Here is a 21,598-nt window from a genome sequence, read left to right on the forward strand (position 1 = left end):
TGATCAGGGCCCTGGAGTGGGCGCGCAGTGCTATCCGGGGTGTTCGGTCGGCGGACGTTCAGGTCGGCTCGTGCCAGGGGGCGCCGAGCTTCCGGAAGTCCGCATCGAACGAAGCAACGCTTTCGCCGCGTGAGAGAGCGGTCTCGGCGAGTAGGGCGTCGGCGAAGTCCACGTTCTTCTCCGACATGAGCTCGAGCGCCCTGACCACGACGCCCACCCCTTCGACCCTGAGCCCGTGTTGCGTGAGCAACGGCACGAGCACCCCGACGACTTCCGCGCTCGTGCGCCCGTAGAAGGACTGGAGCACCCAGACCGTCTCGGCTACCACGACCGGGTGTATCCTCAGCGTCAACCCGTCTCTGCGCGCTCTCCCCAGCAGCCGTTCGGCCCTGTCTGCCATCTCCGGCGGCTCTCCTGTGAGGAACCTTATCAAGACGTTTGCGTCTACCCACAGAACGTCACCCTCCAACGGGCCCCTCTCCCGCTACCTCCCGTGCCACGTGCGCTCGGGCGGCTCTGCGCTCGGCCTCTTTGCCGGGATAGGCGCGTCCGGCGGGCAAGCTGCCCTTCAACTTCCTTAGCGGGGTGCGCTTCTCCACCCTGAGTCGAACGGCGCCCTCGTCCAATTCGAAGACCAGCCCGTCGCCCGGCTCCAGCCCCAATTGCTCCCGAACCTCCTTCGGGACCGTGAGCTGACCCTTACTGGTCATAATCGCCTTACGCATTTCGCTCTCCTTACCTCATACTTGTATGCTAGCACGGTAACGCGGTGGGGCGGCTCGTCCTGGTCCGTGCCGGAGCAAAGGTCTTGCGAAACAGTAGCCCCTCTACCCTTGATCGCGGCCATGATCTGCCCGGACCGGGAGCGACGAGACGTACTTCGTGGTCGCTTGGGGTCCGAGGAGAACGCGGCAGGGATGAAGCGCTTCGAGAAGGGACATACGGTCACGGCCTCTGGAATCTAAGAGGCCCTCGTAGATTGGGAAGACACCGAACAGCTTGAGCTCGGCGCTTAGCCCATCAGCAGGTACAGGAGCGCCTTCTGGGCGTGCATCCTGTTCTCGGCCTGGTCGAAGACGCGGCTCCTCGGCCCGTCTATGACGCCGGCCGTCACCTCCTCGCCCCTGTGGGCGGGGAGGCAGTGGAGGAAGATGGCGTCGCTCGCCGCGCGGGCCATGAGACCCTCGTTCACCTGGTACGGGGCGAACTCCTCCTTGCGCTCCTCGGCCTCGGCCTCCTGGCCCATGCTCGCCCAGACGTCCGTGTAGACGACCCGGGAGCCCTCGACGGCCTCCTCGGGGTCCTCCGTGAGGGCCGTCGGGGTGCCGAGAGAGGAGGCGAGTTCCATGACCTTCTCGTCGGGGGCGTGGCCTTTGGGGTGGGCGATGGTGAGCTCGGCGCCGGTGAGGGCGCAGCCGATGGCGAGGGAGTGGGCGACGTTGTTGCCGTCGCCGACGTAGGCGACCTTCGTGCCCTCGATCTCCCCGACCTCCTCGCGGATCGTCAGGAGGTCGGCGAGGGCCTGGCAGGGGTGGTGGAGGTCGGAGAGGCCGTTGATTACGGGGACGTCGGCGGCGCGCGCGAGCTCGGCGAGGTCGTCGTGGTCGAAGGTCCGGACCATGATGGCGTCGATGTAGCGGGCGAGGACGCGTCCGGTGTCGGACGGGGTCTCGCGCTTCCCTATCTGGATCTCCTCGGGGCTTATGTGCAGGGCGTGGCCGCCGAGCTGGTACATGCCGACCTCGAACGAGACGCGGGTCCTGTTGGAGGGCTTCTGGAAGACCATCGCGAGCGTCTTACCGAAGAGCGCCCTGAACGGGATGCGGCTCTTGCGCAGGGACTTGAGCCGGACCGCCTGATCCAGGATCAGCCGCACCTCCTCCGGGCCGAACTCCGCCAGCGTCAGGCAGTCGCGCCCGGCGAGGGGCGAGGGATCCAGGGGGCTGTCCTGCTGCGTCGGGTACAAGGCCCGCCCTCTAGGCCACGGCCGGCTGCGGCCGGGCGGCGGACGCCCCGGCGGAGGGGAGGGCCGAGGTCCCGGCGACCGTGGTCCCCCGCCGACGGCGGCACCGACGGCGCCGCGCAGAGCATCGAGGGCCTGGCGGATCTCGCAGCGCGTCACGGTGAGGGGCGGCGCGAGCCTGACCGTCGTCCCCCCGACCACGTTGACGAGCACCCCGGCCTCGACGCACCGCTCGAAGACCTCCTTCGCAAGGGCGGCGTCGCCGAGGTCGAGCCCGAGCAAGAGCCCCGCGCCGCGAACCTCCGCGCCCGGCACCGCGCCCGCGAGGGTGGCGAGGGCGTTCTTCAGGATGTTGCCCTTGAACCGCACCTCCTCCAGAAAGGCGGGGTCGTCGACGACCTCGAGCACGGCCTTCACCGCCGCCATCGCGAGCGGGTTGCCGCCGAAGGTCGAGCCGTGGTCGCCGGGGGAGAGCGCCGCGCACTCCTCCTTCGCGAGGATGGCCCCCACGGGGAAGCCGCCTCCTAGTCCCTTCGCGCTCGTGAGCACGTCCGGGACGACCGGCGTCCCCTGGTAGGCGTACAGGTGACCGGTCCGCCCCGCCCCGGTCTGGACCTCGTCGAAGACGAGGAGGGCGGCGTGCTCGTCGCAGAGCTCGCGCAGCCCTTCGAGGAAGCCCTCGGGCGCCTCGTGTATGCCGCCCTCGCCCTGCACGGGCTCTACGAGCACCGCGGCGGTCCGCGGCCCCACGGCCTCCCGCGCCGCGTCGAGGTCGCCGAAGGGGGCGTGGACGAAGCCGGGGAGCATCGGGCCGAAGCCGGTCTTGTAGGCCTCCTGGGCCGTGGCGGTCAGGCCGCCGTAGGTGCGGCCGTGGAACGATTTGGTGAAAGTCACGACCTCGTGCTTGTCGGGGCCGTGCGTCTCGTGCGCGTGCTTGCGGGCGAGCTTTATGGCGCCCTCGACGGCCTCGGCGCCGGAGTTGCAGAAGAAGACCCGATCGAAGGCCGTGGAGCGGGTGAGCATCCCGGCGACCTCGGCCTGCAAGGGCTCCTCGTAGAGGTTGGAGCAGTGCATCAGCTCCCCCGCCTGGTCCTGGATCGCCCCTACGAGCGCCGGGTGGGCGTGGCCCAGGGAGTTTGTCGCGATGCCCGCTATAAAGTCCAGGTAGCGAGTGCCGCTCTCGTCGAAGAGCCAGGACCCGCGTCCGCTCTTCGGGGCGATGTTCATCCGCTTGTAGGTCTCCATAAGCACGTTCATGCGACGACTCCTTCCGAGATCAAAGTTCCTATGGGCTCCCCGGCTACAGCGCCCGCGAGCGTGCCCTGTCTGTTGCCGTTGACGATCCTGGCCTCGACGCCCCCGCGCGCGGCCTCGGCCGCCGCCCGGAGCTTCGGGACCATCCCCCCGACCGCGAGCCCCTTCTCGACGTACCCCTCGCACTCCTCGGGGGCGAGCGCGGGGACGGCCTCCCCGTCGGCGAGCAGCCCGTCCACGTCCGTCAGAAAGAACAGGTGCCCCGCCCCGAGGCCCACGGCGAGCGCCGCCGCGGCCGAGTCGGCGTTGACGTTGTAGGCCCCCTCGGGCCCGAGCCCGACCGGAGCTACCACCGGCACGAACCCCCCGGCCCACATCGCCTCCACGAGGCTCCCGTCGACCTTTGTTACGCTCCCGACGCGCCCGAGGTTCGGGATGGGCGCGACGCGCAAGGTCGGGCCGTCGGTCCCCGAGATGCCGGCCGCCGGCACCCCGAGGGCGTAGAGTTCGCGGACGAGCCCCTTGTTGACCTCGCCCGCGAAGACCATCTCCGCGACGGCCATCGCCCTCTCGTCCGTCACCCTGAGGCCCTCGCGAAACTCCGTCGGGATGCCGAGGGCGTCGAGCATCCGGGTGAGCTGCTTGCCGCCGCCGTGCACGAGCGCGACGGGGACGCCGCCCGTGAGCAGGCCCGGCAGGTCCTCGAGCGCCCCCCCCGCCAGCGCTCCGCCCCCGATCTTGACGACGACCGGCCTCGTCGAGGGCTTCATCGCCGCGCTCACGAGCGGTAACTTCCGTTGATCTTGACGTACTCGTACGTCAGGTCGCAGCCCCAGGCCTCCGCCGAGGCTTCCCCCTCCGACATCCGCGCCGTGATGGTGATCTCGTCGGCGGCGAGGGCGGCGTTCGCCTCCGCCGCGTCGTGCGGGGCGGGGGCCCCGCCCCCAAAGACCTTCACCGGACCGAAGAAGAGCTCGACCCCGTCCGGGTCGAAGCCCTCGCCGGAGTAGCCCATCGCCGTGAGGACCCGCCCCCAGTTCGCGTCCTCGCCGTGGGCCGCCGCCTTGACGAGGCTGCTCCCGACGACCGATCTGGCGAGCCTCGCCGCCGACTCCTCGCTCCTCGCCCCCTCGACGACGACCTCGACGAGCTTCGTCGCGCCCTCGCCGTCGCGCGCGATCTCCTTCGCCAGCTCCCGCATCACCCGTTCGAGGGCCGCCGCGAACGCCTCGTAGCCCGGGGAGTCCCGCGTGATCTTCTCGTTGCCGGCGGCGCCGTTGGCGAGGAGGAGGACCATGTCGTTGGGGGAGGTGTCGCCGTCCACGGTGACGCGGTTGAAGGTCCGCTCCGTGGCCCGGCTCAGGACCTCCCGGAGGCACCCCTCCTCGACCGCCGCGTCGGTGGTGACGAAGGCGAGCATGGTCGCCATGTTCGGGTGGATCATGCCGCTCCCCTTGGCCGTCCCCCCGACGGTAACCGTCGCCCCGCCGACCTCGGCCGTCGCCGCGGCCTCCTTGGTGCGCGTGTCGGTCGTCAGTATGGCCTCGGCGAACGCCTTACCGTCCGGGCCCAGGTCCGCGGCGGCGCTCTTGATCCCGGCCTCGATGCGGTCCATGGGCAAGTGCTCCCCGATGACCCCGGTCGAGGCTACCGCCACTTCGTCCGCCCCGATCCCGAGCTCCCTCGCGGCGAGCGCCTGCATCCGGCGCGCGTCCTCCAAACCCCTCCGGCCCGTCGCCGCGTTGGCGATGCCGCTGTTCGCGACGACCGCCCGCACGACACCTCCGCCCTCGACGGCCTCCCGCGTCACGAGCAGCGGGGCCGCCTTCAAGACGTTCGTGGTGCACACGAAAGCCGCCGTGCCGCCCGCCGTCTCGGAGAACAGGAGGCCGAGATCCCGCCTCCCCTCGTACCGCGCCCCGCATGCGACCCCCGCCGCCACGAACCCCTTCGCCGCGGCGGCCCCGCCCTCCACGGCGCTTATTCCGATTTCTGTATTTTTATTCATCATCGGACAGCATTGTCGCAGGCGCGCACGAGGGGGTCAAGCGTTTTATGCAGAAACTTGAATAAATATCCGAGGGGTGATGTAATGGCGCGCATGGGCTTGAAGGTAGCGGTTTACGGTGGCAGCGGGTACACGGGCGGGGAGCTTCTGAGGCTCCTCTCGGGGCACCCGGAGGTCGGTGGGATAGAGGTATCTTCGCGCCAGCACGCGGGGAAGGTCGTGGGGGACGTCTACCCCGAGCTCGCGGTGCGCGAGACGTTCGTGGAGGCGGGTGAGATCGACGGCTCCTCGCTGGACGTGGCGTTCGTCGCCTACCCGCACATGGAGAGCGCGGGGCTGGTGAAGGAGTTGCTCGCGGCCGGGACGAGGCTCGTCGTGGACCTTTCGGCGGACTTCCGGCTGCCGGACGTGGCGATGTACGAGGAGTGGTACGGGCCGCACCCCGCGCCGGAGCTCCTAGAGGAGGCCCACTACGGGCTGCCGGAGGTCTTCGGGTCGCCGGAGGGCGGGCGGCTCGTGGCGAACCCGGGATGTTACCCGACGGCGGCGATCCTCGCCCTCGCGCCGGTGGTGAAGCGGATCGCGGTCTCCTCCGTCTCCGTGAACGCCCTCTCCGGGGTGAGCGGGGCCGGGGCGAAGCCGACGCAGAAGTCGCACTTCGTGAGCGCGAACGAGAACGTCTCGCCGTACGGGGTCAGCGGCGGGGCGCCGCGCCACCGCCACACCCCGGAGATAGAGACCATGCTCAGGCGCTTCGCGCCGGGGACGCCGAACGTCACGTTCGTGCCGCACCTGCTGCCCATCTCGCGCGGGGAGCTCGAGACGATCTACGTGGACCTCCCGGAGGGGGCGGAGCTGCCCGGGGCCGGGGACGTCCTCGGGTGGTTCGCGGAGGACTACGACGGCTGGGCGTTCGTCGAGGGGCGCCCGGAGGTGCCACAGATCTCGCACGTCGTCGGGACGAACCGGGCGCGGCTCTCCGTGGCGGTGGACGAGAGGGCCGGGAGGCTAGTGCTCTTCTCGGCGCTGGACAACCTCTTGAAGGGGGCGTCTGGGGCGGCCGTCCAGAACATGAACCTGGCCCTCGGGTACGCGGAGACGGCCGGGCTGGAGTACCTGAGATAGCCGTGGAGGGCGAGATGGGAAAGACGCAAGAAGGGGTAGACAAGGGCACCCGCCAGAACCTCATCCTCAGGCTCATCTCCGAGCAGCCTCTAGGGACCCAGGGGGACGTCGTCGAGGCGCTCGCGGGGGTCGGGGTGGAGGTCGCGCAGGGCACGGTGAGCCGCGACCTCGCCGAGCTCGGGGTCTTGAAGGTCGGCGGCCGCTACCTCGCGCTCCCCCACGAGTCGAACATGGCCGGCATCGAGGTGCTGCCGAGCTTCGTGCTGCGCGTGACCGCCGCCCAGAACACCGTCGTCGTCCACACCCGCGACGGGACCGCGGGCGCAGTCGCGAACGTCCTGGATCGGGTGAAGGGGCTCAAGATCGTGGGTACCGTCGCGGGCCTCGACACGGTCTTCGCGGTCTCGCCCGACAACGCGGCGGCCGAGGAGGTCGCCGGCCTGATCGCCGACGTCTGCCGCGCTCGTACCCGCCCCGCGGGCACCATCGAGTAGTTGGTCGGAGCGAGCGGAACAGCGGCGCCCTGCCGCGTGAGGCCCGGTAACCCCGAAGACCTGGGGTTTCTGCGCGAGATGCTCTACGAGGCCTCCGGCCACAGCGACATCTCGGACCCCGCCATCTCCCTCTACCTCGAAGGCTGGGGACGGCCCGGAGACGCCGCCGTGGTCGCCCTCGACCCCGAGAGCGGCCGGAGGATAGGGGCCGCCTGGTACCGTCTGATGACCCCGGAGAGACCCGGATACGGCTTCGTCGACGCCTCGACGCCGGAGATAGCGATGGGGGTGGTCCCCGACCGTCGCGGGAGGGGCGTCGGCGGCGCCCTGCTCCCCGCCATCATGGACGCGGCCAGGGCCGAGGGGTTCGACGCCGTCAGCTTGAGCGTGCGGCGGAACAACACGGCGGCCGTGCGGCTCTACGAAAAGAACGGCTTCGTCAGGGTCGCGGAGATCGGCTTCGCGCATCCCTCGTGGGCGATGAGGGCCGAGTTGTCGCGCACGGGAGAACGGGAGCAGGCGCGTTCTCTCGAGCTGAAGAAGCTCGACGGGCGCGTGGCGGTGTGCCGGCTGGATCCCGCCTCCGGCGTCCCGGGTTGGGCGACGGGGTCGGGCCTCTTCTCCGTGACCCGTACTCCCGACGAGCTCTCGGTCGTCTGCCCGGAGGAGAACGTGCCCGCCGGCGTGAAGCACGAAGGCGGCTGGCGCGTCCTCCGGCTGGAGGGTCCGTTCCCTTTCTCGGCGGTGGGCGTCCTGGCGTCGGTCGCGGCGCCCCTGGCCGAAGCCGGGGTGAGCATCTTCGCCCTCTCGACCTACGACACCGACTACGTGCTCGTGCGTGAAGAGGTTCTGGATCACGCCGCGTCCGTTCTGCGCGAGCGGGGGCACGAGGTTCTATGAGTTCCGTACCATCGAAGAATCCGGAGGAGACATGCTAGAAGGCAAAAAGGTAGTGCTCGCGTACTCCGGGGGGCTCGACACCTCCGTGTGCCTGAAGTGGTTCGAGCGGCAGGGGGCGGAGCCGTACGCCCTTTACCTGGACCTCGGGCAGGGCGAGCCGGCCGTGGACGTGAAGGCCAAGGCGCTGAAGATCGGGGCGGCCGACGCGTTCGTGCGGGACGCGAAGAAGGAGTTCGCCGAGGAGTACGTCGGACCCGCCATAAAGGCGAACGCCCTCTACGGGGGCAAGTATCCCCTCTTCACGGCGCTCGGGCGTCCGCTCATCGCGAAGAAGATGGTCGAGGTGGCGCGCGAGGTCGGGGCGACGCACATCGCGCACGGCTCGACGGGGAAGGGGAACGATCAGGTGCGCTTCGACGTAACCACCGCCTCCATCGCCCCGGACCTTACCGTCGTGGCCCCGGTGCGCGACTGGAACATGAGCCGCCCGGAGGAGATGGCCTACGCCGAGGAGCACGGCATCCCCGTCCCGTCACCAGGGAATCCCCTACAGCGTCGACGAGAACCTCTTCGGCCGCTCCATCGAGGCCGGCCCCTCGAAGACCCGACCACGAGCCCACCCGGACGTCTACGAGATGACCACCTCTCCGGAAGAGGCCCGAACGAGCCCCGGTACGTGACGATCGGCTTCGAGGAGGGCCTGCCGGTCAGCCTCGACGGGGACGCCCTCCCGCTCGCCGAGCTGATCGCGGAGCTCAACGTCGTCGCCGGGACCCACGGGGTCGGGAGGCTCGACATGATCGAGGACAGGCTCGTCGGCATAAAGAGCCGCGAGATCTACGAGTGCCCCGCCGCCCTGACCCTCGTCCAGGCCCACAAGGAGCTCGAGACGATGACCCTCACGAAGGACGTCCTCCGCTTCAAGGCGACCGTCGAGCAGCGCTACGCCGAGCTCACCTACGAGGGCCTCTGGTTCACCCCCCTCAAGACCGCCCTCGACGCCTTCGTCGCCGAGACCCAGGGGACCGTCACCGGCAGCGTCCGGCTCAAGCTCTACAAGGGTTCCTCGACCGTCGTCGGGCGCACAGCCCCCCACGCCCTGTACAACAAGGAGCTCGCCACCTACGACCCCAACAGCACCTTCGACGAGGCCGCCGCCGCCGGCTTCATCGCCCTGTGGGGCCTCCCGGCCCGCCAGTGGGCCGGCGTCAACGGCGGCATCGAGGTCAAGGAGAGCCCGGCCGCGAAGTAGCCGCGCGACGGGAGCGTAGGGTGCGAGGAGATCACGACGTGAATGCGAGGCACGGTCTCCCCCGTCTCCGGCCCCGGGGGCTCGGGCATGAGGGCCGAGTTCGGGGCGCCGTCCTGGAGCTGGTCCAGGGGGACATCACGGATCAAGAGACGGACGCCATCGTGAACGCGGCCAACGCGAGGCTGGCCGGCGGGGGAGGGGTGGACGGCGCGATCCACCGCGCCGGGGGCCCGCGGATCATGGAGGAGTGCCGGAGGCTCGGCGGCTGCCCTACGGGCGAGGCTCGCATCACCACCGGGGGCGAACTCAAAGCCCGCCACGTCATCCACGCCGTCGGACCCGTGTACCGGGGCGGCGCCTCCGGCGAGGAGCACCTGCTCGCGAGCGCCTACCGCAACAGCCTTCGCCTCGCCGCCGAGCACGGCCTCGAGAGCGTCGCCTTCCCCTCGCTCTCCACCGGCGCCTACGGCTACCCGGTACAAGATGCCGCGGAAGTCGCGCTGCAAGCCATCGTGGAGTTTCTAGAGAACGAAAGGCACGGGCTGGAGCTCGTCCGCTTCGTCCTCTTCGACCGCCGCACGATGGAGGCGTTCGAGGAGGCGTTCGAGCGGGTGCTTCCGAGGCATTGAACGAGCTCGCCGGAGGTGAGAACGCACGACGCCTCCGGTTCCGATCTCGACGAGGACCGGCCCCGAACGGGACCGGTCCTCTTGCTGGGCGTTGCCGCCCGAGGGCATCGCCCTCAGTTGCTGACCCTGTACCCCTCGCCGCACACTATCCCCTCGCGGCAGGTCGCCTGATAGTCCGGCTTGACCGCGCCGAAGTAGTAGACGTTGTAGTAGGGGTTGGGGTCCACGGGTTGGCCTATCTTCTTCGCCGCGGTGCCGGTGAAGCGGTGGTAGAGGACCTGTAGCCCCTTTCCGCCATATGGGGAGCCGTCCGAGAGGAAGTAGGGGTAGCGGTAGAAGGCCTGGTGCAGGTGCGGCTCGCCCACGGGGATGCTCGGGTCGCCCGAGTCGCCCGCGAAACCTATGATGCTCGTGTTGGTCACCCTCGCGCCCCTGTAGATGCCCCGGGCAAGCCCGTTGAGATGCGCGGACATGCTCACGTACTTGCCGTTGTCGGAGCGGATGACGACGAAGATGCCGTAGTTTTTGTGGCTGTTGTTTCGACCGGCGAAGGTCACCGTACCGCTCGCGAAGGGCGAGAAGAGCACGTCCCCCTTCCTCAAGGGGTAGTCGATGGCGAACTTGTCGTTCGTGTAGTACGTCGAGGAACATCGACCGTAGCCGAGGTTGCCGTGCGTGTACTGTCCCCAGTAGTTCGGTATACCCAACCGGGTCCAGCCGGTCCCGTTGGCATAAGCGCCATGCTGCGTCTGGACAGAGAAGGTGCTCCTCGCCCTCCAGCAGCCCTCACCGATCATGTACTCCTCGTAGACCGGGGTAGGTTGCGCCGTTGCCGCCAGGTTGCGTACAGGCTCGGAAGACCCCTCCTGCGCCGTCTTTCGGCTCGCGGCCTCGTCCGTCGCCTCGCGCGCCTTCAGCTCTCGCTCGACGAGCGGCTTGTCACCCTGCTGCTGGAAGGTCTGGGCTCTGTCGCCGTCCGGCAGCCCCCGCAAGGAGCGGGTCGAGCGTGACGGGGGGGCGAACTCGAGCCCCGCGAGCAACTCCTTGCCCTCGGCGTCCAGCTTCTCCTCGTACAGGTTGATCTGGTACACCCTGTTCTGGACCGGGACGTAGACCTCGATAGATGGCGTGCTGCCCGGGATCGGGCCGACCGCTACTCCCTTGTACTTCTTCTTGCCAACCGTTACGTACTGGCGCTTGACAGGGACGTCGGAGAGCTCGTCGAGCCTGTCCCGGACGGCGGACTTTATCTGGCCCGGCTTCATGTCGTAAGCCAGCGCCACGCGCACCACCGGCGTCCCGCCGTGCTCCGTCGTAGCTTTCTCTTCGGGCTGCCACAACGTGTAACCCTGAGTATCATCGATGGTGTAGCGCTCGCGCTCGAGCCGCAACTCGGCGGGGTGCGAGATCGAGGCGCCGATCTCGTCGCCCAACGTCTTCTTGATGCGCGTAGCGTTCGGATCCCGCTCCGCCTCCACGCCTGCACCGGGCATCTCCGCCCCAATGACCACCGCCATACAAACCGCCAACAAGAGCAATGCCTTGGTGCGCAATTTTCCCCCTCCGGAAAGTTGAGCTCTCTATACAACTGTTATCGGCCGGGAACTCGAGAAACTCAAACGACCCCTGCCGTCTCGCGAGACCCGCCGGCGGACTAGCCCCCGGTTCTGCGGGATCTTCACCCGGATCCCGCCCCGAAGCTCGCCGAACACCCCCTGCACGCAACGGCGGTCAAAGGCGCGATACGCCACAGCATGACAGCCTTGTTGCTTGAGGATCTTAACAAAGATGAACCCAGATCGAAAGGGTCCGCGAACCCGCTAAGCCCCAAAAGTAGTGTCCCACCCTGCCTGGTGCCCGCATCTAGTGTGTTGCGGGGGCGACCGTGCTCGACGCTCGGTTCTGCTCCTCCTGCCCCACGTCCCCCGAATCCTTCTGACGGTAAGACCACCGACCGGCCCTCCCGCGAGGGCCGAGATGCGACGGGCCGGGGGACACGGTGGCTGCTCACGCGCGGCCCCTGGAGCGTAGACGCGCGCTCCGCGCCCTGCCCCGACTTATTCATCCTTTGAGCACGACGTAACTTTCGTGGCGCAGAAACAGAATGCTGTTGTCGCAAGAAAACCCCGTCGGGCTCCGAGGTCGGTGCTCCCGGCGAGATGGCCTCCAGACCCGAAGGAGGAGAAGGGAGGGTGTTTGGAGACGGACAGGCGCGACCACAGCGACGGCGAACGAGAGAAGGGAGAGAGGACTTGAGCGGCGTGGTTCATTGCAGGGCGGTGCGGTTTCTAGCGGTTCTCGCGTTATGCGCGGGCCTGCTGGTCGGCGCTCAGAGCGAGGCGAAGGCCGACTACCAGTTCGGCAGCGGCGCGTCGACGGGAGGGGGACACGGGGGGCCGGACTCGAACAAGTACGTCCCGGAGTACAACGGCCTCGTGGGCACCTGCTACGACGGCCAGGTCGGCCTCGACAGGTACTACTACGACTACCAGGCCTGGTACGGGCCCCTGGTCCATTACATCTACTACGACACCTGCGACATGAACCGTCTCGGCGCCACCTCCGCCGGCTGGTCCAGGGTGTACGCGCACGAACGCGCGCACTCCAGGGGGTTCGCGCACTACGAGGGGGCACCCTCCTACAACGCCTCCTACTACCCCAAGGTCGACGTTTACTAGACGTCCGATGGACCACGCGGACCGAACCGAGAGGGCGTGGCGACCGTCGTGCCCGGAGGAGGAATGATGAAACGATTGCTGCTGATGTTCGCGCTCGGCGCGATGGCCGTGGCGGCGCTCGCGCCGGCGGCCCTGGCCCAGCAACACGGCGCCGAAGAAGACGTGTTCGACTGCGCCGACTTCGCGACGCGGACGGGGGCGCAGGCCCTGCTCGGGCCGGAGGACGACTCCAAGCTCGACGACGACGGCGACGGCAAGGCCTGCGAGATCGGGCCGGACGGGAAGGCCGAAGACGGGACAAAACTGGCCGCCAAGACCGGCGGGGACCTCGACTGCATAGACTTCCCGTCCCAGGAAGCGGCCCAGGCCAAGCTCAAGGCCAAGCCGTCCGACCCCGACGGGCTGGACCTCGACAACAGCGGTGTTGCCTGCCAGATCGTCCCCGTCCCCTACGAGGACGGCGCCAGCGACCGGACGCCCGTCGCCGCCGCGAAGTCGAAGGCCAAGCTCGACTGCGCCGACTTCGAGTACCAGCAGGAGGCGCAGATGATCCTGCTGCGCGACGAGGCCGACCCGAACGGGCTGGACGAGGACGGGAACGGCCTCGCCTGCGAGGAGGAGCTGGAGAGCTTCGCCGCCAACGAGGAGGTAGTCGAGGCGGCGCGCGCCTCTACCCACTCCGACGGCGGTCTCGACCCCTGGTTGCTCCTCGTCCTCGCGGGCGGTCTCGCGGGCCCCGGCGCGGTTGGCGTAGCCGCGTGGCGCCGCCGCGGGACTTCCGAGGGCTGAGCCTACCCCCACAAGCCGAACACGCGCCGCTCCCGCCGGGATCTTCTCGGCGGGAGCGGCCAAGAACCCGGAAGGGAGAACCATGAGAAGACTAGCGCTCCTGTTCGCGCTCTGCGCGGCGGCCATCCTGGCGCTCGCGCCGGCGGCCCTGGCCCAACAGGGGACCGACCTGGACTGTTCGCAGCTCGGGGCTCCAGGATCCAGCCCCGAGGAGGCGCAGGCCGAGGCCCGGGCCATCCTCGACGCCGACCCGGCGGACCCCAACGGCCTGGACCCCGACGGCGACGGCGTCGCCTGCGAGTTCGAGGCGTCATCGAGCGGCGAGGTCGCCTTCGAAGACGGGACGGGCTCCGTAACCGACGTCGCCGCCGCACCGGCCCCGCGAGACGACGATCCGGACTGCGAGGACTTCGGTTCCCGGGCCGAGGCCCAGGCCGCCCTCGACGCCGGCGCGAGCGACCTGGACGCGGACGGCGACGGCGTCGCCTGCAACGAGCTGTTCGTCGAGGAGCCCCCGCTCTCCGTGGAGGAGCCGCCCGAGCAGTACCGGGACGAGGCGTCGCCGTACCCCGGCGTCGAGGTGGCCCCCGTCACGCCGCCGCCGGGCGCCGACAGCCCCGTCTTCCAGCCGGCGGAGCCGGACGTCGCAGAAACCGCGTCTCCCGCCTCGCCGGCGCCGCTACCGGCCGCTACCCCGAAGCAGTTACCGGCCACGGGTGGAGCCCCGCTGTCCCCTGCCCCGGCGGCCGGTGCGCTCCTGATTGGCCTCGGCGTCCTCGCGACCGCCGCTCGGAGGCGCCAAGCGTAACCTGGAGCTCTTGCTCCGCCGGACGGGGGATTGGGCTTCTCCTGCTCCCCCGTCTTTACTCAGAGTCTTCTGCGGGATGCGTCGACCCCTGGATCTTCGGGTTCGTGCCGCCTGAACCCGGTCCCGACTGCTGCGGGCTGCGCCGTCCTTTATGAGGGGTACGGCGCGGGGTCTCAGAAGGACACTAAAACATGCAGGCGCAAAAAGGAGTAACGCGAATGAACACGAGAGGTAGGGCCCGGACCCCGGGCCGGTACGCCTGCGCGATGCTCGCCGCCGCGCTGATGGCGCTGCTGATGATAGGGGCGGCTTCCCGCGAGGCCGCCGGAGAGCCCGGCGGAACCGAGCGCGCCCGAGACGCCGCGGTCGGGGCGTCGGTGTCGCACCCAGCGGGGTGGCACGTCGAGCACGAGCGCTACTCCTATGATGGGACCTACGGCTACACCCTTTGGCGTCCTGACTCCGGGGCGGAGGAAGATCACGGCGGCACGCCCGCGGCTCGCGTCGCCCGGGTCTACGACGTCGGGGCCGGTGGGGTAGACGAGAGGGTGCGGGCGAGGATCTCCGCCCACCCGGATCTGAAGATCGAGCGCAAGGACGTCGCGGTCGGGGAGGAGGGGCTTCGGGGCGTCGCTCTCGGTCCGATCCCGGGGAGCACCCCGTCCGTGGAGGTGTACGCCGAGGAGAACGGCTCGGTCTACCAGATCAACCTGTACGGCGAGACCCTGAACGCCGAGGACGAGAAGCTGCTCTCGAGCCTGAGGTTCGAGAGGCCTTCGAAGTCGATCGACTCGCTCGGCCTGAAGGACGGGAAGAAGGCCGAGTCCCATTATGGCAGGGGCAACCCGGAGCCCTCGAAGAGGGAGCTCGAGGCGCGCCGGGCCGCCGCGGCGGGGACGACGGACGCCCCCTCGGCCTCGACGTTCGGGGCCGCGGCGCTCGCCGCGTCGTCGGTACCGGTGTACGGCGAGTCCCAGATCGAGGAGGGCTGCTGGAGGTCGGCGAGCACCTTCTTCTACCAGACCCAGCACGGCTACGGGGCCAACAGGAGCGCCAACGGCATCGCCACCGGTTTCACCGTGCTCGGCCGTCCCAACTACTGGGGGCAGTACACCCATGGCTCCCTCGGCTACGGCCGATGCGCCTCCACCTACTACACCAACGACAAGTTCGCCATCGACTACCCCCTCGACCGGGGCGACTACGTCTTCTCGCCCTTCTCCGGTGGGACCGTCACGTTCGCGGGTCGCAACACGTCGCACGCAAACTACGGCATCTTCGTCGTCATCAGGTCCTCGAACGGCAAGTACGTGAGCATGTCCGCCCACCTCGACAGCCTCGCCGCCGGTATCCGCCCGGGCGCCGCGGTCACCGCAGACACCGTGATCGGCTACGCCGGGGACACGGGGGACCCGAGCATCCCCGTGGGCGAGCCGCACCTGCATCAGGCCTTCTACCGCTACCCCGGCTTCAAGACCGACGGCTCGCCCTACGGCGGCCAGGGCCTGCAGGCGATCTACCACCACTACGTGGGCACCGCCGCGGGGACCGGACCCGGCGTCTACCAGTTCGGCTGGTCAAAGACCTCGACGCAGCTGACCCAGGGGGATCGCATCAGCAACTAGACGCTGGACGGGGGAGGGCGCCGCAAGAGAGGCCAACGATCTCGGCGCCACGACCTGGACGAGCAGCGCAGAGCCCCGCGACGCCGCTGAAGGCGTGGCGGGGCTCTGCGCCTTCCGAGGAAGGCGGGATGCTCTTGCGCTCCCGCTCTCCTCCCCGCTCCTGGTTTGGGAGATCTCGCCGTCCGGAGACGGTCGCCGCGTAGAAGCTCTCGTTTGGCGGCGAGCCTTGGTCGTTCCGTCCGGTCGGGCGCCACGGACCGTACGACGGCGTGGGGCTCAGACCTTGCTCGCCTCCCTGAGCTTCTCGGCGGCCTTCAGCGCCGTGGGCTCCAGGCGGTCGAACTCTTCGACGAGCTCCGCGGGGACGGCGTTGCGGAAGCGGGCGTGGAGGTAGATCTCCCCCAGCCGCGCCACCCCCGGCTCCCCGGAGGCTTCGGCCGCCCTCCTGGCGTACTCCTCGGGCGTCTCGTGTCCCTCGCGGACGATGCCCGCCTCCTCGAAGGCCGCGGAGATCGCCCCGTAGCGGCTGTACAGCCGGGCGTCCGAGACTTTTACCGAGCGCCTCGGGGCCGGCTTGCGGAGCTTTTTCTTGAGGAAGCGGCGCCCGTAGACGGCGGCGACGGAGGCGCCGCCGAGCAGGAGGCCCGCGACGACGATGCTGGCCGGGTCGAGGCCCGCCACGCCCCGGATGAGGGAGCCCGCGGGCCTGAGGACGGGGCCGAGCGCCTCGCCGGCCTTGGCGGCGACGAAGGAGAGGGCCTTGCTCCCCTGGAGGTTGCCCTGCTCGTGGTACTCCCACGGCGTCGAGTCGAAGCCGGGGGTGGGGTCGAACGTGGACCAGCCGTGGCCGGGGAAGTACACCTCGACCCAGGCGTGGGCGTCGGAGGCCTTCACCTCGTAGAGGCCCGTGAACGGGTTGTACTCGCCCGAGACGTAGCCCGTCGCTATGCGGGCGGGGATGCCCAGGGAACGCGCCATGACCGCGAGAGACGAGCTGAACTGCTCGCAGTAGCCGCGCCTCTCCTCGAAGAGAAAGTACTCGACGGCGTCCATGTTCTCGCGCTGAGGCGGGATCGAGAGGTCGTATGGGTAGTTGTTCTTCAGGTGCTCGTTCATGGCGACCACCGCGTCGTAGGGGTTGGAGGCGTCCTGCGTGAGCTCGCGGGCGAGCTCGCGGGTGCGCTCCCCGCCGCTCGCCGGGAGCCCGAGGTAGCGGTCCGTGACGAATCCCGGGTAGTTCGTTCCGGCCGCGCGGAGCTCGTCCGGGGAGGCGTTCGGGACCTGCGAGATCACGGAGTACGTCGAGCCCTCGGGGATCTCGTAGGGGGCGCGCAGGGAGTTGTACGGGTCCACCTTGATTCCGCTCGCCGGGAAGTACAGCGTCTCGGGCTGGAAGGCGCCGAAGATGACGTTGGAGGAGTCCTTCTCCACGTAGAAGACCTGGGCGACCTGCCTCGACTGGCCCTGCCTGGGCTCGGTGTTTTGGGCGGCGAAGAGGTCGTAGCGCGGGCCTTCGGAGCGGAGCGTCTCCAGGGAGCCCTCGTCGTCGCCCGTGGAGATCTCCCACCCCTTCCCGTTGTACTCGTCGAAGACCACCCCCCGGTACGGCGTCGGCTCCTGGCTCTTGACCTTCATGACGACCTCGTCCGAGAGCCTCCCGCGCGAGCGTAGGTCCATGTACGGGTTGAAGCCGTGGTACGAGTCGGGGGCTATGGCCTGCGGCGGCCCCGCGAACGGATCCCCTGCCTGGTCGTAGCTCGAGTTCTGCACGCCCCCCGAGAAGTCCGCCTGGACCTGCTGGAAGAAGCTCGTGGGCATCATCGTGAGGTTCATCCCCTGCTTCTGCGGCAGGAGGGAGAAGCACAGGAAACCGACCGCGACGATCGCGAGCGTGCCGGGCAGCACGATCCCCCTCAGCAACCCCCGGCTCGGGGCCGCCGGTAGCCCCGCCCTCTCGCGCGCCTCGGAGAGGTGCATCTGGGTCAGGGCCCCCGAGGCGCAGAAGAGAAACGCCACTATAAAGAGCCCGTACCACAGGCTCGTCGAGAGCACGGCGCCGACGGCTATGAGGATCAGGCCGCTAAGGAGCGAGTACGTGACGTCTTTTCTGGCCGGGAGGTCGAAGGCGTGGATGACCTGTATCCACAAAAAGAGCCGCGCGAGCGGCACCCGCGTGTCGTAGAGCGAGCTGAGGGCCTCCCTGAAGAAGACGGCCAGAAGCGCCAGCGCGAAGACGGCCAGCATCGCTTTTATGACGTAGTTCTTCTCGCGCCTGCGGTTGTACGAGACGGCGAAGGCGACGATCGTGAGCAGCGGGACGAGCACCCCGGTCGCGGGGCCGAAGTACCCGCTGGTCAGCACGGCGACCTCTCCGACGAGGACCGCCGCCAGCACCCAAGCCCGGAGCTCGACCGAGTCCTCGGGCTTGCGCTTCGGGGCCCGAGGCAGCTTGAAGTTCGGTAGCTCCAACTTCACGAGATCCTCCACGGTTCCTCGACGTCCCTGCCGAGCCTCGTGACATGGCGGCCCCCCGCCTCGGTCGCCCTCGCGAACGCGTCCTCCTCATCCGGCGTCATCCAGGGGCCTCCCTCGCCGGCTAGCTCGTGGCACGAGACCAGGACTACGGTCTGCGCCTCGGAGACGTCGGGCGGCTCGGAGGGGCGCGGCCTGCCCCCGCGGTCCTCTTCACGGACGGGCGCACCTCGACGCTCGCCCCCTCGGGGTCCGGGGCCTGCTCGCGTCGAGGCCGGCGCACCACGTCAGGACCTTGTCGGGGTCGGGGTCTTCCGGGAACGGGAGCCGCTGGGGCCGGCGTCCGCGCGAACCTCCCTGCCCTCGCGCAGCCCGTAGAGGAGGAGGGAGGCCCCGGCCGAGACGACGGCCTCGCGCGCCTCCCTCGGGGCCCTCGGGTCGAGGTGCATCGCGACGACGAGGGGGGATGGGTCTCCTCGGCGAGCTCGAGGACCGCGAGCTTCCCCGCCGCGAGCCCGCGGGCGCTCTTCTTCCAGGCGATCAGGCGCGCCGGGTCCCCGGTGCGGTACTCGCGGATGCCCCAGAACTCGCCCCCTAAGCCCCGGCGGAGCGTCGGGGCCTCGCTCTGGTCCTTGCGCTCGGCGTCCAGGGAGGACGACGGCGGGAGCCCCGCGACCGCCCAGGTCCTCGGGTACACCACGATGCTCGACGCGACCCGCGACTTGCGGCGGGCGAAGAACATCCCGAACGGCGCCCCGGACTCGACCGTCGCCTCGCCCCCGGTGTAGATGCCCCGGCGCGGGGTGACCCGGTAGCGGACCACCTCCGTCCCCCCGCGCGCGAGGCGCACGGCCACGCCGCGTCCCACGTCACCGGCGAAGCCGTCCACGACCTCCAGGAGGTGCCGGGCGAGTCGGCCGGTGTTCTTCAGCTCCAGCGAGCACTCGAAGGGCTCGCCCGCGGTGGCGACCACCGGGGCCCTTCGGGAGACCTCTATGCCGCGGACGTTCCACAGGGGGACGAGCGCGGAGACGGCGACGACGGCGGCGATCGTCGCCGAGACCACGTAGAGCCAGCCGGCCCCGGCGGTCGTCGCGATCAGGTAGAGCACGACGCCGAGGACGGCGGCGAAGATCGGCTTGCGCAGCCTCTTCATAAGACGGTTCCCGGAGCCCCGGGCTACGCCGGCGAGGGGACGGATTCGAGGGCCTCGGCGACCACGGCCTCGGCGCTCGCGCCGGAGGAGCCGCCGCGGACGGAGATCCTGTGCGGCAGCGCGTCCGGGGCAAGCTCCTTGACGTCCTCGGGCCCGACGAAGTCCCGACCCTTCGTCGCCGCCCGCGCCTGGGCCGCCCGGATGAGGGCGATGGTCCCGCGCGGCGAGACCCCAAGAGAGACCGCCGGGTGGTTGCGGGTCGCCCCGGCGAGCGCGACCGCGTAGCCCAGGACCTCCTCGTGGACCTGGACCTTGCGCACGATCTCCCGGGCCACCGCCACCTCCCTTACGCTGACGACCGGGCGGATCTCGTCCAGCGGCCTCCGCTCGACCTGCGCCCGCACGATGCCGAGCTCGGCCCTGCGCTCCGGGTAGCCCATCGTCGTGGCGACCATGAAGCGGTCGAGCTGCCCCTCGGGCAGGGGATACGTCCCGTGGAACTGGTGCGGGTTCTGCGTCGCGACGACGAAGAACGGCTCGGGCAGCTCGCGCGTCTCGCCCTCCACCGTCACCTGCCCCTCGGCCATCGCCTCCAGGAGCGCGCTCTGGGTGCGGGGGGTGGCGCGGTTGATCTCGTCGGCCAGCAACACCGGCGCGAAGACGGGCCCCGCGAGCCACTTGAAGACGGCCTCCCTGGGGTCGTAGACGCTGGTCCCGGTGATGTCGCTGGGTAGCAGGTCCGGGGTGAACTGTATGCGCGAGAAGTCCGCCGCTATGGAGGACGATATGGCGCGAGCGAGCGTCGTCTTGCCCACCCCGGGGATGTCCGTCAGCAGCACGTGGCCCCCGGCGAGAAGCGAGATCAGACAGAGGTCCACGACCCTGTCCTTCCCGACCACGACCCCGCGGATGGAACCGCGCAACCGGCTAAATATCTCCCGCACCTCCACGAGGCTCTCCACCCGGCTACCCTGCACGATCCCTCCAATAAGCCTGGAACACGAGACGACGCACGCCCCGAAAACACCAACCCGGGCGCCCGCGGCGGCGCGCCCTCCGCGCCGCGACGTTGGGCTATTATCGGACCCATGCCCCAAAACCTTAAACCGGGGGAGTCGAGAGACCCCACCCCCCACGAGACCGACCTGGCGATGATGCGCCTCGCCCTGAAAGAGGCGCGCCTCGCCGCCGGGAAGGGGGAGGTCCCCGTCGGCGCCGTCGTGGCCCGTGGGACCGAGGTCGTCTCCTCCGCCCACAACGAGCGTGAGACCACGAATGACCCGACCGCCCACGCGGAGCTCCTCGCCCTCCGCCGCGCCGCCCTCTCCCTCGACGGCTGGCGCCTCACGGGCTGCACCCTCTACGCGACCCTCGAGCCCTGCCCGATGTGCGCCGGCGCCCTCCACGCCTCCCGCATCGGCCGGCTCGTCTTCGCCGCCCCCGACCCCAAGGCAGGAGCCGCCGGCACCCTCTACGACCTCCCCTCCGACGCCCGCCTCAACCACGTCTACCCCGTCGAGCGCGGCCTCCTCGAAGACGAGGCCGCCTCCCTCCTCCGCACCTTCTTCAAAGAGCGCCGCGCCCGCCGCAGACGGCCCCCGGAGGCGAACGCAGAGCCCGAGCAGTAGTAAACTTGAAGTACAGGTTTAGTCAGACAAGAATTTCATTCTTACGGTGAACGGGTAGTAGAGGCTTTGGTCTCGACCTGACAATGAAGGTGCGTGATTTGCTGGAAATTCCGCTTTTCGCCGCCCTTGCGAAAAAAATTCTGAAAAAGTTTGCCGTGGCGTCGCCGGCGCGAACATCCCATAGGAATCGGCTTCCCGGCCGATAATGGTCACATTAACCTCTTGTTAACGGTTATGTAGCCCCTGTTGCGGTCCGAAAATCTGGTGTGCTACTTTGCCGCGGTACCAGATGTAGTGTTGAGGTTGTGGGGGTCTGAGGTGCAGTGTCCGTACTGTGACAACGAGGATACGAGGGTCATAGACTCGCGGCTCTCCGAGGGGAAGGACGCGATCCGTAGGCGGCGTGAGTGCCTCTCTTGCGAGAAGCGGTTCACCACCTACGAGCGTCGGGAGCCCTTGCGGTTGATGGTCATAAAGAGGGACGGCTCGCGGGAGGGTTTCGACAGGCTGAAGCTCCAGGCCGGGCTCGCCAAGGCTTGCGCCAAGCGGCAGGTCTCCGAGGAGGAGATCGAGTTCATGGTCGACGAGATCGAGGCCGACCTTCGGGAGAGGCGCCGCCACGAGGTTACGTCCAGGCGCCTCGGCGACATGGCGCTGGCGCGTCTCAGAAAGACTGATATGGTTTCGTACCTCCGGTTCGCCTCCGTGTACCGGCAGTACACCGACGTGGATCAGTTCCGGAGCGAGCTCGTCAGGCTCGCCGGCTCCGGCAGGTAGCACCAGACCGGGGGGAGACCCCCGCGGCGTCCGGGGTGAG

Annotated in this window: 20 protein-coding genes and 1 pseudogene; 11 read left to right on the top strand and 10 right to left on the bottom strand. The window is 69.3% G+C overall.

The genetic code is table 11. The features are described from left to right. Positions 1 to 58 precede the first annotated feature (58 nt). The 6 genes and pseudogenes from GBA65_RS04310 to argJ all read right to left on the bottom strand — a co-directional run bounded on the left by GBA65_RS04310 (position 59) and on the right by argJ (position 5,192). Entirely contained in the window at positions 59 to 469 is a 411-nt protein-coding gene (locus GBA65_RS04310) for a PIN domain-containing protein (protein WP_207956134.1), read from the bottom strand. Next, a complete protein-coding gene (locus GBA65_RS04315) occupies positions 459 to 725 on the bottom strand; it encodes an AbrB/MazE/SpoVT family DNA-binding domain-containing protein (protein ID WP_166395536.1) in 267 nt (88 codons plus the stop codon). The genes GBA65_RS04310 and GBA65_RS04315 overlap by 11 nt, the downstream gene beginning before the upstream one ends. A 287-nt stretch (positions 726 to 1,012) precedes the next feature. Then, complete coding sequence (argF, locus tag GBA65_RS26095) at positions 1,013 to 1,939, bottom strand: ornithine carbamoyltransferase (protein WP_166398330.1); 927 nt, start codon at positions 1,937 to 1,939, stop codon at positions 1,013 to 1,015. 192 nt (positions 1,940 to 2,131) lie between these two features. Beyond that, positions 2,132 to 3,220, bottom strand: a pseudogene (locus GBA65_RS26100) (aspartate aminotransferase family protein); the annotation flags it as partial. After that, positions 3,217 to 3,999: an acetylglutamate kinase gene (gene argB / locus GBA65_RS04330; protein WP_166395537.1), complete on the bottom strand. Its 783-nt coding sequence runs from the start codon at positions 3,997 to 3,999 to the stop codon at positions 3,217 to 3,219. The gene argB and the pseudogene GBA65_RS26100, both read right to left, overlap by 4 nt. Beyond that, entirely contained in the window at positions 3,996 to 5,192 is a 1,197-nt protein-coding gene (gene argJ / locus GBA65_RS04335; protein ID WP_228281671.1) for a bifunctional glutamate N-acetyltransferase/amino-acid acetyltransferase ArgJ, read from the bottom strand. The genes argB and argJ overlap by 4 nt, the downstream gene beginning before the upstream one ends. A 117-nt stretch (positions 5,193 to 5,309) precedes the next feature. On the opposite strand from argJ, the gene argC reads away from it, so the two are divergent. The 5 genes from argC to GBA65_RS04365 are packed head-to-tail and all read left to right on the top strand — an operon-like array spanning position 5,310 to position 9,625. Then, entirely contained in the window at positions 5,310 to 6,350 is a 1,041-nt protein-coding gene (gene argC / locus GBA65_RS04340) for an N-acetyl-gamma-glutamyl-phosphate reductase (protein WP_166395538.1), read from the top strand. 14 nt (positions 6,351 to 6,364) lie between these two features. Next, positions 6,365 to 6,844 (top strand): arginine repressor, encoded by a 480-nt coding sequence (locus tag GBA65_RS04345; protein ID WP_166395539.1) that lies wholly within the window; start codon positions 6,365 to 6,367, stop codon positions 6,842 to 6,844. 36 nt (positions 6,845 to 6,880) lie between these two features. After that, positions 6,881 to 7,744 (top strand): GNAT family N-acetyltransferase, encoded by an 864-nt coding sequence (locus tag GBA65_RS22765; protein WP_207956135.1) that lies wholly within the window; start codon positions 6,881 to 6,883, stop codon positions 7,742 to 7,744. A 31-nt stretch (positions 7,745 to 7,775) separates the two neighbouring features. Continuing rightward, the gene (locus tag GBA65_RS04360; RefSeq protein ID WP_228281673.1) at positions 7,776 to 8,996 is read left to right on the top strand and encodes an argininosuccinate synthase; all 1,221 of its coding nucleotides are present in this window, start codon (positions 7,776 to 7,778) and stop codon (positions 8,994 to 8,996) included. Positions 8,997 to 9,034: 38 nt separating this feature from the next. Continuing rightward, positions 9,035 to 9,625 (top strand): O-acetyl-ADP-ribose deacetylase, encoded by a 591-nt coding sequence (locus GBA65_RS04365; RefSeq protein ID WP_166395540.1) that lies wholly within the window; start codon positions 9,035 to 9,037, stop codon positions 9,623 to 9,625. Between the two features lie 113 nt (positions 9,626 to 9,738). Here the strand turns inward: GBA65_RS04365 and GBA65_RS04370 are convergent, their stop codons facing one another. Continuing rightward, the gene (locus GBA65_RS04370) at positions 9,739 to 11,142 is read right to left on the bottom strand and encodes a M23 family metallopeptidase (RefSeq protein WP_166395541.1); all 1,404 of its coding nucleotides are present in this window, start codon (positions 11,140 to 11,142) and stop codon (positions 9,739 to 9,741) included. Between the two features lie 735 nt (positions 11,143 to 11,877). Between GBA65_RS04370 and GBA65_RS04375 the strand changes: the two genes are divergently transcribed. The 4 genes from GBA65_RS04375 (at position 11,878) to GBA65_RS04390 (ending at position 15,525) form a co-directional block, all read left to right on the top strand. Continuing rightward, positions 11,878 to 12,303 (top strand): hypothetical protein, encoded by a 426-nt coding sequence (locus GBA65_RS04375; protein WP_166395542.1) that lies wholly within the window; start codon positions 11,878 to 11,880, stop codon positions 12,301 to 12,303. A gap of 63 nt (positions 12,304 to 12,366) precedes the next feature. Continuing rightward, positions 12,367 to 13,092: a hypothetical protein gene (locus GBA65_RS04380; RefSeq protein ID WP_207956136.1), complete on the top strand. Its 726-nt coding sequence runs from the start codon at positions 12,367 to 12,369 to the stop codon at positions 13,090 to 13,092. A gap of 82 nt (positions 13,093 to 13,174) precedes the next feature. Next, positions 13,175 to 13,900, top strand: coding sequence for an LPXTG cell wall anchor domain-containing protein (locus tag GBA65_RS04385; RefSeq protein WP_166395544.1), 726 nt, complete (start codon positions 13,175 to 13,177; stop codon positions 13,898 to 13,900). 218 nt (positions 13,901 to 14,118) lie between these two features. Next, positions 14,119 to 15,525 (top strand): M23 family metallopeptidase, encoded by a 1,407-nt coding sequence (locus GBA65_RS04390; protein WP_166395545.1) that lies wholly within the window; start codon positions 14,119 to 14,121, stop codon positions 15,523 to 15,525. A 276-nt stretch (positions 15,526 to 15,801) separates the two neighbouring features. Here the strand turns inward: GBA65_RS04390 and GBA65_RS04395 are convergent, their stop codons facing one another. The 3 genes from GBA65_RS04395 to GBA65_RS04405 all read right to left on the bottom strand — a co-directional run bounded on the left by GBA65_RS04395 (position 15,802) and on the right by GBA65_RS04405 (position 20,130). Then, entirely contained in the window at positions 15,802 to 18,000 is a 2,199-nt protein-coding gene (locus tag GBA65_RS04395; protein WP_166395546.1) for a transglutaminase TgpA family protein, read from the bottom strand. A gap of 145 nt (positions 18,001 to 18,145) precedes the next feature. Next, on the bottom strand, positions 18,146 to 19,153 hold the full coding sequence (locus GBA65_RS04400; RefSeq protein WP_166395547.1) for a DUF58 domain-containing protein: 1,008 nt from the start codon (positions 19,151 to 19,153) through the stop codon (positions 18,146 to 18,148). A 23-nt stretch (positions 19,154 to 19,176) separates the two neighbouring features. After that, complete coding sequence (locus GBA65_RS04405; protein ID WP_228281676.1) at positions 19,177 to 20,130, bottom strand: AAA family ATPase; 954 nt, start codon at positions 20,128 to 20,130, stop codon at positions 19,177 to 19,179. A gap of 111 nt (positions 20,131 to 20,241) precedes the next feature. Here GBA65_RS04405 and tadA point away from each other — a divergent pair, with 111 nt between their 5' ends. Both tadA and nrdR read left to right on the top strand, forming a co-directional pair. Further along, on the top strand, positions 20,242 to 20,781 hold the full coding sequence (gene tadA, locus GBA65_RS04410) for a tRNA adenosine(34) deaminase TadA (protein WP_166395548.1): 540 nt from the start codon (positions 20,242 to 20,244) through the stop codon (positions 20,779 to 20,781). Between the two features lie 318 nt (positions 20,782 to 21,099). Then, positions 21,100 to 21,558 carry a transcriptional regulator NrdR gene (gene nrdR / locus GBA65_RS04415; protein ID WP_166395549.1) on the top strand — a complete coding sequence of 153 codons (459 nt, stop codon included), beginning with the start codon at positions 21,100 to 21,102 and terminating at the stop codon, positions 21,556 to 21,558. The last annotated feature ends 40 nt before the right edge of the window (positions 21,559 to 21,598 follow it).

Origin of the sequence: Rubrobacter marinus (assembly GCF_011492965.1) — a bacterium.
In the GTDB taxonomy this organism is placed as follows: Bacteria; Actinomycetota; Rubrobacteria; order Rubrobacterales; family Rubrobacteraceae; genus Rubrobacter_F; species Rubrobacter_F marinus.

What these genes read in the sequence shown, in the direction of transcription:
- GBA65_RS04315 (WP_166395536.1), bottom strand. Translation starts at nt 725, where the DNA reads ATGCGTAAGGCGATTATGACCAGTAAGGGTCAGCTCACGGTCCCGAAG.
- argC (WP_166395538.1), top strand. Translation starts at nt 5,310, where the DNA reads ATGGCGCGCATGGGCTTGAAGGTAGCGGTTTACGGTGGCAGCGGGTAC.
- GBA65_RS04345 (WP_166395539.1), top strand. Translation starts at nt 6,365, where the DNA reads ATGGGAAAGACGCAAGAAGGGGTAGACAAGGGCACCCGCCAGAACCTC.
- GBA65_RS04360 (WP_228281673.1), top strand. Translation starts at nt 7,776, where the DNA reads ATGCTAGAAGGCAAAAAGGTAGTGCTCGCGTACTCCGGGGGGCTCGAC.
- GBA65_RS04370 (WP_166395541.1), bottom strand. Translation starts at nt 11,142, where the DNA reads ATGGCGGTGGTCATTGGGGCGGAGATGCCCGGTGCAGGCGTGGAGGCG.
- GBA65_RS04380 (WP_207956136.1), top strand. Translation starts at nt 12,367, where the DNA reads ATGATGAAACGATTGCTGCTGATGTTCGCGCTCGGCGCGATGGCCGTG.
- GBA65_RS04385 (WP_166395544.1), top strand. Translation starts at nt 13,175, where the DNA reads ATGAGAAGACTAGCGCTCCTGTTCGCGCTCTGCGCGGCGGCCATCCTG.
- GBA65_RS04390 (WP_166395545.1), top strand. Translation starts at nt 14,119, where the DNA reads ATGAACACGAGAGGTAGGGCCCGGACCCCGGGCCGGTACGCCTGCGCG.
- GBA65_RS04400 (WP_166395547.1), bottom strand. Translation starts at nt 19,153, where the DNA reads ATGAAGAGGCTGCGCAAGCCGATCTTCGCCGCCGTCCTCGGCGTCGTG.
- tadA (WP_166395548.1), top strand. Translation starts at nt 20,242, where the DNA reads ATGCCCCAAAACCTTAAACCGGGGGAGTCGAGAGACCCCACCCCCCAC.